Source organism: Entomohabitans teleogrylli, assembly GCF_001484765.1.
GTDB lineage: Bacteria > Pseudomonadota > Gammaproteobacteria > Enterobacterales > Enterobacteriaceae > Entomohabitans > Entomohabitans teleogrylli.
Map to the genome: position 1 here is coordinate 1 of NZ_LLXO01000044.1, position 12,902 is coordinate 12,902.

At 57.9% G+C, this 12,902-nt stretch carries 15 protein-coding genes; 5 read left to right on the forward strand and 10 right to left on the reverse strand.

The window, feature by feature from the left end:
- Nucleotides 1–731: 731 nt before the first annotated feature.
- Nucleotides 732–938: a cell surface composition regulator GlgS gene (glgS, locus tag AQ981_RS23860; RefSeq protein ID WP_058914263.1), complete on the forward strand. Its 207-nt coding sequence runs from the start codon at nucleotides 732–734 to the stop codon at nucleotides 936–938.
- Nucleotides 939–1,123: 185 nt separating this feature from the next.
- Here glgS and AQ981_RS23865 read toward each other — a convergent pair whose 3' ends face one another.
- The 10 genes from AQ981_RS23865 to lsrA all read right to left on the reverse strand — a co-directional run bounded on the left by AQ981_RS23865 (nucleotide 1,124) and on the right by lsrA (nucleotide 8,662).
- Nucleotides 1,124–1,516 (reverse strand): VOC family protein, encoded by a 393-nt coding sequence (locus AQ981_RS23865; RefSeq protein WP_058914264.1) that lies wholly within the window; start codon nucleotides 1,514–1,516, stop codon nucleotides 1,124–1,126.
- A 57-nt stretch (nucleotides 1,517–1,573) separates the two neighbouring features.
- The gene (locus AQ981_RS23870) at nucleotides 1,574–2,182 is read right to left on the reverse strand and encodes a dienelactone hydrolase family protein (RefSeq protein WP_249226382.1); all 609 of its coding nucleotides are present in this window, start codon (nucleotides 2,180–2,182) and stop codon (nucleotides 1,574–1,576) included.
- Nucleotides 2,179–2,433, reverse strand: coding sequence for a zinc ribbon domain-containing protein (locus AQ981_RS23875; protein ID WP_058914265.1), 255 nt, complete (start codon nucleotides 2,431–2,433; stop codon nucleotides 2,179–2,181). Before AQ981_RS23875 ends, AQ981_RS23870 begins: the two co-directional genes overlap by 4 nt.
- A gap of 114 nt (nucleotides 2,434–2,547) precedes the next feature.
- Complete coding sequence (locus AQ981_RS28600) at nucleotides 2,548–2,667, reverse strand: YjhX family toxin (protein WP_121500730.1); 120 nt, start codon at nucleotides 2,665–2,667, stop codon at nucleotides 2,548–2,550.
- A gap of 81 nt (nucleotides 2,668–2,748) precedes the next feature.
- Nucleotides 2,749–3,039 (reverse strand): (4S)-4-hydroxy-5-phosphonooxypentane-2,3-dione isomerase, encoded by a 291-nt coding sequence (gene lsrG / locus AQ981_RS23880; protein ID WP_058914266.1) that lies wholly within the window; start codon nucleotides 3,037–3,039, stop codon nucleotides 2,749–2,751.
- Nucleotides 3,040–3,100: 61 nt separating this feature from the next.
- Nucleotides 3,101–3,976 carry a 3-hydroxy-5-phosphonooxypentane-2,4-dione thiolase gene (gene lsrF / locus AQ981_RS23885; protein WP_058914267.1) on the reverse strand — a complete coding sequence of 292 codons (876 nt, stop codon included), beginning with the start codon at nucleotides 3,974–3,976 and terminating at the stop codon, nucleotides 3,101–3,103.
- 44 nt (nucleotides 3,977–4,020) lie between these two features.
- On the reverse strand, nucleotides 4,021–5,043 hold the full coding sequence (lsrB, locus tag AQ981_RS23890; protein ID WP_058914268.1) for an autoinducer 2 ABC transporter substrate-binding protein LsrB: 1,023 nt from the start codon (nucleotides 5,041–5,043) through the stop codon (nucleotides 4,021–4,023).
- Nucleotides 5,044–5,082: 39 nt separating this feature from the next.
- Nucleotides 5,083–6,081, reverse strand: a complete 999-nt coding sequence (gene lsrD / locus AQ981_RS23895; protein WP_058914269.1) for an autoinducer 2 ABC transporter permease LsrD — start codon at nucleotides 6,079–6,081, stop codon at nucleotides 5,083–5,085.
- A complete protein-coding gene (gene lsrC / locus AQ981_RS23900; protein WP_058914270.1) occupies nucleotides 6,081–7,127 on the reverse strand; it encodes an autoinducer 2 ABC transporter permease LsrC in 1,047 nt (348 codons plus the stop codon). The genes lsrD and lsrC overlap by 1 nt, the downstream gene beginning before the upstream one ends.
- On the reverse strand, nucleotides 7,121–8,662 hold the full coding sequence (gene lsrA / locus AQ981_RS23905) for an autoinducer 2 ABC transporter ATP-binding protein LsrA (RefSeq protein WP_058914271.1): 1,542 nt from the start codon (nucleotides 8,660–8,662) through the stop codon (nucleotides 7,121–7,123). Before lsrA ends, lsrC begins: the two co-directional genes overlap by 7 nt.
- 251 nt (nucleotides 8,663–8,913) lie before the next feature.
- On the opposite strand from lsrA, the gene lsrR reads away from it, so the two are divergent.
- From lsrR to AQ981_RS23925, 4 genes are all read left to right on the forward strand, one after another.
- Entirely contained in the window at nucleotides 8,914–9,879 is a 966-nt protein-coding gene (lsrR, locus tag AQ981_RS23910; RefSeq protein ID WP_058914272.1) for a transcriptional regulator LsrR, read from the forward strand.
- A 120-nt stretch (nucleotides 9,880–9,999) separates the two neighbouring features.
- Nucleotides 10,000–11,592, forward strand: coding sequence for an autoinducer-2 kinase (gene lsrK / locus AQ981_RS23915; RefSeq protein ID WP_058914273.1), 1,593 nt, complete (start codon nucleotides 10,000–10,002; stop codon nucleotides 11,590–11,592).
- 12 nt (nucleotides 11,593–11,604) lie between these two features.
- Nucleotides 11,605–11,955, forward strand: a complete 351-nt coding sequence (locus AQ981_RS23920) for a cupin domain-containing protein (RefSeq protein WP_058914274.1) — start codon at nucleotides 11,605–11,607, stop codon at nucleotides 11,953–11,955.
- A gap of 275 nt (nucleotides 11,956–12,230) precedes the next feature.
- Nucleotides 12,231–12,902, forward strand: coding sequence for a helix-turn-helix transcriptional regulator (locus AQ981_RS23925; protein WP_058914275.1), 672 nt, complete (start codon nucleotides 12,231–12,233; stop codon nucleotides 12,900–12,902).

Genomic DNA, 12,902 nt, shown 5'->3' on the forward strand with positions numbered 1-12,902 from the left:
GCGTGAGGAGGGGCGTCAGGAAGAAGCGCTGAAAATTGCCGCGGCAATGCTCAAAAGTGGTTTTGATCGCGCCACGGTGATGAAAATAACCGCTCTTCCGGAAGATGCGCTTAACCTGCTGAACGACTGAATGATTATACTGGGGGCTGGGTTTTGCGCCTGGTTTATTACGTGATTATTCTTTCTTTCCAGGCGATTGCGTTACGCTGTGGGGACAGGATTTACGGCTCAGGCGTGTGATTTTGCTCAATCCGTTGAGAGGGAGTTCTGGTAGATGGTGAACGCCTGGTGCGGTTGATGATTGATGGCGATAAACATTCCTTTATAGCGGGTCGGGAATAAAATCGGTGTTACCTGTCGATGACTTAAGATCCAGAGTCGGATATGGATTATTTTGAGTGACTGTTGGGTATCATGAAATAAATGATAAAGATAATGGATGGGTGGTTCGAAAAATAATAAGGAAGGAAAACCTTATGTTCAGACCCCTCTTTTTGCTGCTGGTGTTTTTCGGGTTTATCGGCGCCAGCCCGTGCCTGTGATTCCCTTTACAGCCCTGTTACCGTCTGCCTGCAATGTTCAAAAGCGTTGCATTATTCTATCTGTGATCTGACGCATATAACCCGCCGGCAATACGCACATAATGATCATAATGCTACTCCTTTCGGGTGAATACTGAATACAGAAAGAGCATATGACCTGATACAGAAAATGACGTAACCTGGAGGGATATGCCGATGAACAAACAAAATCTTCATGCGTTAAAGAATTTTGATTTTCTGGCCCGCAGCTTTGCCCGTATGTATGCCCTTGGCCAGCCAGTGGATATCCAGGCGGTTACCGGCAATATGAATGCAGAACAGAAGGCATGGTTCCGGGAGCGCTATGAACAGTATCGAAAGCAGGCCGTGCGGGCGCGCGCTATGGAAACGACCTGACGGACGACCTTAACTAACAGCGGGTCCTTGAGTGGGACCCGCTGCAGTTTCCGGCCCGCGGCGCCAGGATGTCAGGCGCTCCGATGGTGCTTTATAATTCCACAAGAAGGTTCGCGAGTATTGTGGTAACCCAACGCCAGCTTAAATCCCACATCCCTCGTCTCACATAAAAAACGCGGACGAAGTTACTTTTTATAATCGTAATAAACAAACGCCAGTTTATTGCCGTCTGGATCCCGGACATAGGCGCTGTAAAATCCTTCACCATAGTGCGGACGGTAGCCCGGCGCGCCTTCATCGCTGCCGCCGAGACTGAGCGCCAGCGCGTGCAGGCGCTGAATAACCTCCGTGGAAGGCGCGTTCAGGGCCACCATGGCGCCATTGCCGACGCTGGCCGCTTCCCGGTTAAACGGGCGTCCCACGCACAGACCGGTAGTGTGGTTGTCTTTGAACGTGCCCCAGGATGCGCCCTCTTCGCTGCGCCCATCTGGCGTGTGTCCCAATACTTCCATCAGCGGATCGTAAAACGCGATGGCGGCCTGCAAATTATTGGTACCTAACATAATGTATGAAAACATGTTTCCTCCTGCTGTAGTGCGCGTGGCGGTAGTCTGTCGGGGAATAAAAGAAGTTCGCTAAGGTTCGCTGTGGCGTAATCGGGTAATAAACCGCTCCACTTCCATAGCCGCGAGGCGGGCGTGGAGTGGATCAAAATGGTCGCTGTCGGCGTCGCAAAAACCGTGGCGACTGTTGAACAGATGGCTGTCGACGCCAGGGGAGCGGCATAAAACATCGTGTAGCGCTTCAGGGTTAAACGCGTCCTCGTGGCGCGCCATGATCACCAGTGCCGGGCAACCGGGCGGATTATCGCTATAGTCGCGGATGCGTGAACCGTAGTGGCAGACGATCCCATCGCACAGGCCGCTGGCGGCAGACCGCCAGGCGAGTGTGGCGCCGACGCTAAAGCCAATGACGATCAGCGTGCGGTAGTCTGGACGCAATTTACGCAGCAGCGGCAATACCTGAACGCCCGGATCGAAACCGATCCGCTCGCGAAAAAAACGGTATGCCTCCTGCTGTTGCTCCCTGGAAAAGGGCGCGCCGCGCCCGGTCAGGTTGGGACAAAAGACATCGATTCCCTGCCCATGATAGCGATGACATACCCGCCTGATATGCGGGTTAATGCCATAGATTTCATGCAACACGACGATGGCCGTATCGCTGGCGCAACGCAGGGCGATCACTGCGGGTCGGCTTTATGCGCCCAGGCCGGCATGGCGGTCAGGTAGCGGAACGCCCGTTTGCGGGCCTCTTCCGGGCCGACTTTCTGCCAGCTGTCGAGAAATCCGGCGGTACCGGCCAGCATATCATCCCAGGCGTGCAGGTTACCCTGGTCGTCGGTACAGTAAACGCAGTAGGTATCGCTGGGGCCTTTGGCCTGTGGCGCCGACAGCGGTATTCCGCAGGATTCACAGAACTTCTCATCAGGTGTCATGATGTTCTCCTTGTATCTGTTATGTGTATAAATTTCATGCTGACATAATATAAATTTATGATGCGTGACCCGGGTCAATGTCGCAGTATGCGGGCGGCGACTCGCAACTATTGATCAACGGTTATCGGGCCGGGAGCGCGCAGAGCGCAGCCCGACTCTGTGGATGCGGTATGGCTGATTGCCAGCAGATTTAATCAGCTCTTTTCCCTTCAGGTTGTTGAAAATATAGTTAATGGTTCACGCGGTGAACTCACCCGGGGGAAAGGTGCGCCGCAGGCGCCCGGCACCCCGGGCGAGTCTGTCGATAGCGGTAACTCAGGGCATCAGGCCGATAAAGCTGGTTTTCTTTCGTGGGCAACTCATTAACGATTCCAGCGCCGTCACGCAGGCCAGATAGTGGGGCGTGGTTTTATGGGCGGCGACCGCCTGCTCGTCCCGATAAGCTTCGTAGATATAAAAGCGCGTGGGGATTTGCGGGTCCTGTAGCACATCAAAGCGCAGGTTGCCCTCTTCCTGAATCGATCCCAGATGGTTGTGACGAAAAACGTCAATAAACTCTTCTACCTTGTGGTCATGAACATTGATTTCGACCAGTGTCACGTGCATGGAGCACCTCCTCTCGGTTGGCCCGTCCGGGCCTGAGACTGGCCCGGAAACGTAGCGGGAATTACCCTTTTTCACTCAGGTACAGTTCCCAGGCCCGGGCGGCGGTTTCATTGTTATGCACCACAGCGTGCACTGCCCTGAGCATGGCGATCGGCGCTTCGGACTGGAAGATATTGCGCCCCATATCCACACCGGAGGCCCCCTGGTCGATGGCCTGGTAACACATCTCCAGCGCTTCCCGCTCCGGGAGCTTTTTCCCGCCGGCGATCACTACCGGCACCGGGCAGCCGGCGGCAATACGCTCGAAACCTTTATCGACGTAATAGGTCTTGATGAGCTGGGCGCCCATCTCGGCGGCGATGCGGGTGGCGAGTGAGAAATAGCGCTGGTCGCGGGCCATGTCTTTGCCTACCCCGGTTACCGCCATGGTCGGCATACCGACCCGCAGTCCGGCATCCACCAACTGGATGATGTTCTTAATCGACTGATGCTCATAGTCGCTACCGATATACACCTGGGCCGCCACGGCGCAGGCGTTCAGGCGCACGGCGTCATCCATCGCTACCGCCACCGCTTCGTTGCTCAGTTCAGTGAGCATTGAGTTGGCCCCGGAAGCGCGCAGCACCACCGGTTTATTGGTGGCCGGCGGCACCACGCTACGCAGCATGCCGCGAGTACACATCAGCACATCGGTGTGGGCAAACAGTGGCGCAATGTTGATGTCGATACGTTCCAGACCGGTGGTGGGGCCCTGGAAATAGCCGTGGTCAAAGGCCAGCATCACGGTGCGGTTGGTATCGGGATTAAAGATGCGCGCCAGCCGCGACTGCATGCCCCAGTCCAGCGCGGCGCTGCCTTTCAGGGTATACAACGTGTTGGTCTGCGGTTTGTCGATATGAAAATCTTTGCCGTCTTTGATGTCATCTAAATCAGCCATGTACTTCACTCCGTTGGGTTATCAGGGAAGGGCGCGACCGCCGCTCAGAAGTTGTATTTGCCGATGTTCTGTTTGCTGAACACCACGCGTTCCGGCAACAGAACAATTCCATTGCCTTTCGCTTCGTAGTCGTAGCCCTGGACGCTGTTGGGGGAGACTTCCACCTGGCCAACGTCCGGCACCTCAAGTTTGTCGCCCACGTTGAGTTCCCCTTTCTTCAGCAGGGTGTTGGCGACGTAAATGGAAATTTTGCCCTGCTGCACCACATCCCAGAGGCCGAATTCTTTGATGGTGCCGCGCTCCACATAGGGGCGCATGACGTTAGGGGTACTGAAACCGACGATGGCGATATCGCTGCGTTTGAGGTTTTCCGCCGCCTGGGCGGCGGCGGGCAGGGCGTTGGCGTCCGGCGCGATAATGGCGTCCAGATCGCTCCACGCTTTCATCAACCCTTCCGCGGTTTGCAGGGATTTGGTGGCGTCGTTATAGCCAAACTGGGTGGCGACCACCTGCCAGCCGGGATGCTCTTTTTCGATTTTGCGTTTTGCTTCATTGACCCACTGATTCTGGTCGGTGACCGTGGGGCTGGAATAAAAGAAGGCAACTTTGGCATTTTCTTTTTTCACCTGACGGGCGGCCATCTCCACCAGCATACCTCCCAGTTGGGTCGGCGTGCCCTGGTTGATGTAATAAGAGCGGCACTCCGGTTTGGTGTCTGAATCCCAGGTCAGTACTTTGACGCCGCGCTGCATCGCGCGCTTCAGGGCCGGACACAGCCCTTCCGGCGAGACCGCGGACACCACGATAGCGTTGTAACCCTGGTTAACGAAGTTATTGATCAACTGCACCTGCCCGGAGACGCTGGGCTCCGTCGGGCCGTCATAGGTGACCTCGACGCCGAGCGCTTTACCTGCCTCCAGGGCGCCATTGCCGCCGCTGGTGAAGAAACCGACCCCCACCAGTTTGGGGATAAACGCGATACGGTCTGCGGCGTGTCCTGCCATGCTCAGGGAAGCCAGACTGAGGGCGCTGAACAGCGCGATGTTCTTAATGTTGTGAATAGCCATGTCTATCTCCGTGTGTCGCCGGTAAGTTGAAGGGGGCGCTCAGGCCTGACGAGCCGTGCGCCGCCGCTGGAGCCAGTCGTGAATCTGGTGGCGGTGCAGGCTAATGGATCTGCCCACCACCACCACAATCAGCAGTGCGCCGGACAGGGCGCTGGAAATCTGGTTGGGTATCCCGGCCATCTGTAGCCCCTGTTGCAGATAGCCCACCAGCAGCGCCGCCAGCGCGGTGCCGATAATGGAGCCGGAACCGCCATAAATATTGGCGCCCCCCAGTACTACCGCAGTGATTGCCGGCATCAGGAACGATGTCCCGAGATCGGAGCGTGCCGAGCCGAAGTAGGAGACCAGCAGCGTGGCGGCCACGGCGGCGGCCAGCCCGGTGATGGCATACAGGGCGTACAGGGTGCGGTTGACCGGGGTGGCGCTGTAATGGGCCACCCGGGTGTTCTGGCCAATCAGGAACACGTTGCGTCCGATATGGGTGCGGTGCATCAGTAGCCAGAACAGCGCCACGCAGATAATGAAAAACAGTAGCGGTACCGGCAGGCCGAAAGGCGCCAGATTGGCGAAATCGGTAAAGGCCGCCGGGAAACCGCCGATCCCTTCATAGCCGGTGGCGCCGGAGATACCGGAAAGCAGTAGCGCGCTACCGCCGAACAGGTACATGGTGCCAAGGGTGATCACCAGCGGGTTGACCCCGGTATAGATAATGAGCGCGGCGTTGATGGCGCCGCACAGGGCGCCGAGCAGCAGCGTCAGGACGATCGCCAGCGGCAGCGGGATCCCGCCCTGGAACATGACGCCCAGCGCAATGGCGCACAGGCCAATGGTGGAACCGAAAGAGATATCGATCCCGCCGCTGACAATCACCATGGTGAGCGGTAGAGCCACGATGCCGATACAGATAAAGTCGCTGGTACTGAATAACAGCAGGTTAATATCCAGCATGCGCGGATTGACCAGCCCGAAGGCGAGAATTTCGATGAGCAGCAGGGCGGCCAGCGCCGTTTCCCAGCCGTAGCGTCGCCATAGCGTCATTATGCCGCCTCCCTGTTTTTCGCCGTCTGGTGCGGTCGTGCGCCGCCGCTCGGCCTGAGAGGCGCGCTGCCCGGCACAAAACGCGCGTATTTCTGGCGTCGCAGATTGCGCTGCAACGCGACCCGCAGCCGTCCGTCAAACACCAGTACCCCCAGCAGTACCAGCCCGGCGATAAAATCGTTCCACCATGCCGGGATACGCAGTAGTACCAGCACACTGTCGATCTGGGTCAGGAAGTAGGCGCCGAGGATGGCGCCGATGACGGTACCGGAGCCGCCCAGCAGGCTGATTCCGCCGAGTACGCAGGCGGCGATGGCCTTCATCTCCAGTCCGGTGCCGGTCTGGTTGGGGATAAAGCCTATCTGGGAAGCGAACACGATACCGGCCAGCGCCGCCATCACCCCGTTAAGGGCAAAGGCGGCGATACGCACGGCTTCGGTACGAATGCCCAACTGGCGCGCTCCCTGCAGGTTATCGCCGGTGGCGTAAAAACTGCGGCCAAAGGCGGTCTTCGCCAGTAGCCAGGCCATGGCGGCAATTAGCAGCAGCGTCAGCCAGCCGATCGGCGAGACCGCGAGGAACACCGGGGCGGAGAGCTGTTTGAGCTGCGCCGGCAGCCCTTCGATCCATTTCCCGCCGGTCCACAGCAGCATGACGCCCCGGTACAGGCCAAGGGTGCCAAGGGTGGCGACAATCGCCGGAATTTTCAGCCACGCCACCAGCGCGCCGTTGAACAAACCGGCCAGCAGCCCGAGCAGCAGGGTGGCGAGGCAGGCCAGCGCCAGGCTGTAGCCAGCGTTAAGCATTAGCCCGAGCAGTACCGCGCACATCCCGGCGATCGAGCCGACCGAGACATCGATATTGCGCGTCAGCATTACCAGCGTCGCGCCGATCGCCAGCAGCATCAGGATCTGTGCGCTGCTGAAGATCATGGTCAGGGTCTGGAGACTGAAATAGCTGCCGTCAAACAGGGCTGGCAGGGTAAACAGACAGAGAATGGCCAGCAGCGCCGTCATCTCCCGATTGTTCTGGATAAACTTCAGCATGGGGCCTCCGCATTGCCGGTGTGGCGTTCGCCAAAGGCGATATGCATGATGGTGTCGACCGTAATGTCATCGCCGCAAAGCGGCGCGCCGGCCAGTTCGCCCTGGTGCATGACATAGACGCGATCGGCCAACTGTTCCACTTCTTCGAGATCGGAGGAGATCAGTACAATCGCGACATTCTGGTGGGCGATACTGCGGATCAACTGGTAAATATCGCTGCGTGCGGCAACGTCCACTCCGCGGGTGGGCTCATCGACGATCAACACCTGCGGCGCGGCTTCCAGACATTTGGCGATTAGGATCTTTTGCTGATTACCGCCGGACAGGGTGCGCGCCGGCTGCTCCGGGTGGTTGAGTTTGATGTTCAGCGCCCGGCGATAGCGCTCCAGCGTGGCATTGTCGCGCCCTGGGCTGGCCCAGAAACCATTGCCGTTGTGGGTCAGGGAGCAAACGTTCCACGCCAGCGACGCGTCGAGATACAGGCCGGAGGACTGGCGGTCTTCCGGCAGGTAAACCAGTCCGCGTCGCAGTCTGGCGTGGGTGGGCTGCCGGGTAATTTCTTCGTCGCCAAGCGTGACAGTGCCGGCGCGTGCCGGGCGGATGCCGTACAGGGTTTCCGCCAGTTCGGTGCGCCCTGCGCCCACCAGCCCCGCCAGGCCGACGATTTCACCGGCCCGCACATCGAAGCTGACGTTCATAAACCCTTCTCCGGTTAACTGCCTGACGCAGAGTACCGGCGCGCCCTTTTCATGTAGCGGACGGCCACCGGGCAGTTCCAGCCACAGTTTCTGGCTGGCGGACATCTCCACACCGCGGGCGGCGGGGGTGATGGCCTGAATGATCTCCTCGGTAGTCAGCGCGGCGGTGTTACCGCTCAGGGCGATTTTGCCATCGCGCATCACGCTGACCCGATCCGCCAGTTGGCGGATTTCCGGCAGTTTATGGGAGATGAACACCATCCCGACCCCTTTACTGAGCAGTTCCCGCAAGCGAGCGAACAGACGATCGGTTTCCGCCGGGGTCAGGGAGGCGGTGGGTTCGTCGAGGATCAAAATGCGTGAATCGCGCATCAGGCCGCGCATGATTTCCACCATCTGGCGATCCGCCACATCAAGGGTGCCCGCCGCGCAGTGCGGATCCAGACGGCAGCCCAGCTGTTCCAGCAACTGCGCCATTTTCTGTTCGCTGGCCTGCGCTTTATTAAGGCCAAACAGAATGTTCTCTTTGACCGACAGGCTGGGAAACAGCAGCGGTTCCTGGGGGACCAGGTAGATACCCAACTGGTGGGCTTTCTGCGGGGTCAGTCCGACGCAGCGCTGCCCCTCTATCTCAATAGTGCCGCTATCGGCAGGCGTTACGCCGGCAATAATTTTCATTAAGGTGGATTTTCCTGCACCATTACCGCCGAGCAGCGCGTGTACCTGACCGGCGTGGAGAGTAAAGTCGATGCCTTTAAGCACCTCGACGCCGGAATAATGCTTGCGGATATAGCGCGCGCAGAGCAGGGGAGGAACTGAATATTCGCCGGTTTGCATCTCGCCTCCGTGTACCCGAATCGTGGATTGCGGATCTGAACAAATGTTTTTTGGAAACAGAATTGTTCATCAACATAGTCACGGATTGGCGAGAAAACCATCATCGCGATCACATTATGTGAATATTTGGTTGTGATTAATAAAATTGTTCATGTCGCGGTATGGATTTGTGGCCAGGATCACGGTCATTTGTTACCGTAATCGGAACAATTGTGTTTATGATTTAAAAATGTTCAAAGTGAAGCCGACTTATGACAATGAATGACAGTACGCTGCAGCCAGGCAATGGCATGTGTGAAGAAGAGCTGGTGGCGCGGATCGCCTGGTTCTACTACCACGATGGTTTAACTCAGGGGGAGATCAGCGAACGGTTGGGGCTGACGCGCCTGAAGGTGTCCCGGCTGCTGGAAAAAGGTCACCAGGCCGGCATTATCCGGGTACAGATTAACTCGCGCTTTGCTGGTTGTCTGGAATATGAGGATGCGTTGCGCCGCCACTTTGCGCTGAAAAGCGTGCGCGTGCTGCCGGCGTTGTCCGGAGCTGAGGTGGGGGCGCGTATCGGTATCGGCGGCGCTCATATGTTGATGGAGCAGCTCCAGCCGCAACAGTTACTGGCGGTGGGGTTTGGCGAGGCGACCATGAGTACTCTAAAGCGGCTGAGCGGTTTTATCTCGTCGCAGCAGATTCGCCTGGTCACTCTGTCCGGCGGTGTGGGTCCGTATATGACCGGTATTGGTCAACTGGATGCCGCCTGTAGTGTGAATATTATTCCGGCGCCGCTGCGCGCCTCGTCGGCGGAGATAGCCCGTACGCTGCGCGATGAAAACAGCGTCCGCGATGTGCTGCTGGCCGCCCAGGCGGCGGATGTCGCGGTGGTGGGCATCGGCGCCGTCAGCCAGCGGGATGAGGCGACGATCCTGCGTTCCGGCTATATCACCGCCGGGGAGCAACTGATGATTGGCCGCAAAGGCGCGGTGGGTGACATTCTCGGTTATTTCTTTAACCAGGACGGCGACGTGATCGGCGATATGAAAATCCATAAAGAGCTGATTGGTCTGAGCCTGAGCAGCCTTGCCACTATCCCCACCGTGGTGGGCGTGGCGGGCGGCGTGCAGAAAGCGGCGGCGATCGTGGCGGCAATGAAAGGGCGTTATATCAACGCGCTGGTGACCGACCAGGAGACCGCTGCTGAGATGCTAAAACTGATTGAAGCATAATAATAAATCACAGGATTCATCAACGGGCTGCGCGCGTCCGCGCCGGGCAGCCACAAGGAGCATTTTATCTGACAGGACCTCATACCACGCATTGACGCGAACAAGCCGAGGATAACAATGATGGCTCGACTCTGTACCCCTGACCCATCAGGCCACTACCTGATGGCTCTCGATGCCGGCACCGGCAGCGTGAGAGCAGTGATTTTTGATCTGGAAGGTAATCAGCTGGCGACCGGACAGGCTGAATGGCAGCATCTGGCGGTGCCTGACGTGCCGGGTTCCATGGAGTTCGATCTGGTGAATAACTGGCGGCTGGCCTGCCAGTGTATTCGCCAGGCATTGCATGAAGCCGCCATTGCTCCGCAGGCGATAGCGGCTGTGGCGGCCTGCTCAATGCGCGAGGGGATCGTTATTTACGACAGCGACGGGCAGCCGATCTGGGCCTGCGCCAATGTCGATGCCCGGGCGGCCCGCGAGGTCAGCGAATTAAAAGCGCTTTACGATAATACCTTTGAAAATGAGGTGTATCGCTGTTCCGGTCAAACGCTGGCTCTCAGCGCCATGCCGCGTCTGCTGTGGCTGGCGCACCATCGTCCGGATATCTACCGCCGGGCGGCGACGGTGACGATGATCAGCGACTGGCTGGCTTATATGCTGAGCGGCGAGCTGGCGGTCGATCCCTCCAATGCCGGCACCACTGGCTTGCTCGATCTGGTGAGCCGCGACTGGAAGCGCGGGCTGCTGGAGATGGCGGGGCTGCGCTCCGATATTTTGTCGCCGGTGAAAGAGACCGGTACGCCGCTGGGTGCAGTCAGCGCCGACGCCGCGCAGCAGTGCGGCCTGCGGGCCGGTACGCCGGTGGTGGTTGGCGGCGGGGATGTGCAGCTCGGCTGCCTTGGGCTTGGGGTGGTGCGACCGGCCCAGACCGCGGTGCTGGGGGGGACGTTCTGGCAGCAAGTGGTGAATTTGCCCCAGCCGGTGACCGATCCCGCGATGAACGTGCGCATCAACCCTCACGTGATACCCGGGATGGTGCAAAGCGAATCCATCAGCTTTTTTACCGGACTGACCATGCGCTGGTTCCGGGACGCCTTTTGCGCCGAGGAGAAACTTATCGCCGAGCGGCTGGGCATTGACGCCTATACCCTGCTGGAGGAGATGGCCGGTCGGGTGCCGCCTGGGGCATGGGGGGTGATGCCGATTTTCTCCGACGTGATGCGTTTCAAGAGCTGGTACCACGCCGCGCCGGCGTTTATTAACCTGTCCCTCGATCCGCTGAAGTGTAATAAAGCCACGCTGTTCCGGGCGCTGGAGGAGAATGCCGCCATTGTGTCAGCCTGCAATTTACAACAGATTGCCGAGTTTTCCGGGGTTAAGCCCGATACGCTGGTGTTTGCCGGCGGCGGCGCGAAGGGGCGGCTGTGGAGCCAGATTCTGGCGGATGTCAGCGGGCTGCCGGTGCGGGTTCCGGTAGTGAAAGAAGCCACCGCGTTGGGCTGTGCGATTGCCGCCGGTGTCGGGGCTGGCATTTACGCTACGCTGGCGGAAACCGGGGAACGACTGGTGCGCTGGGATCGCGAGCATCAACCCAACGGCGATAACCGCGAAATTTACCAGCAGGCGCGTGAAAAGTGGCAGGCGGTGTATCAGGATCAGCGCGGTCTGGTGGATGGTGGATTGACGACTTCCCTGTGGAAAGCGCCGGGATTGTAAGGAGCGGGAGCGATGAAAAAGACCAGCGAAGCGTTACATGATTACCGGTTTGGCGACAGCGGCCCCAAATATCTGGTGCGCGGCCCGGTGTGCGATATGGGGGTTGTGGTTCTGCAGCCGGGTCAGTCGTTTCCCAACCACCGCCATCGCGAGGCCTGTGAGGTTTTCTATACCCTTAGCGGCGAGGTGTGTTTGTATCTGGAAGGAGAGATGCACGTCCTGCGCGCGGGTGATGTCCTGCATTGCGATCCTGGCGAAGCCCATTTTCTGGTGAACAGGGGGGAGGCGCCGTGGAAAGGAGTGTTTGTCAAATCGCCCCATCTGTCGGGAGACAGCCATCCGGCTGAACCCGCGGGTTACTAAACAACGCCTGCAGCCGGCGGCGCGGCGTGCTTCCCGAAGGGGCACTCCACCGCCGGTTTTTTGTGCCTGAAATGGTCAGCCTGAGCGGACGAAATCTCCCCCTGACAAAATGTTTTAGCCTGACAAAAAGTTTGTTAATCGAAAGGTATCTGACAAAAAGTTAGTTTTTATGCGTGATGCCGATCGCTTTTTATTCATTTCCTGATTGATTCCTCCCCACCGTTGCCGCTATACAATACAAAAAGTTTGTTTGTCTAACTTAATTTTAGGTTGATATGGAAAGCATCAAAGAGAATTTAGACTTCTTTATCCCGATGATGGAGGGGATCGCCGGACAGTTTGGCGATAGTTGCGAAGTGGTGTTGCACGATCACTCCCAGGGGCTGGAAAGCAGTATTGTCGCCATCATCAACGGCCATGTCACCGGGCGCCAGGTCGGCGACCCGAGCAGTAACCTTGGTCTGGAAGTGCTGCGCGGCAGCGATGTGAACGGCGATCGCCACAACTATTTTACCCAGACCCGGGACGGGAAAACCCTGCGATCCACCTCGGTATATATCCGTAACGGCAATAAGCACGTGATCGGCGCGCTGTGTATCAATCTGGATATCAGCGACATCCTGCTGGCGGAAAAGACCCTTAATAAGATAGTCGGCCGGCCTGACGCCGCGCCGGCGCGTCCGCAGGAGGTCAATGAAGTTTTTGTTAAAGACGTCAATGAGCTACTCGATTATTTGATCGCGGAATGTATGACGCTGATTAATGTCCCGGTTATCAACATGACCAAACAGGACAAACTGAATGCTATTAAGTTTTTTGATGACAAGGGGGTTTTTCTTATCAAAAAGTCCGGCGAGAAGATTTGTGAGTTTCTGAATATTTCAAAATATACCCTTTACGCCTACCTGGGAGAGGTCAGAGGGGAGAACCCGGTTATTGACGGTTAG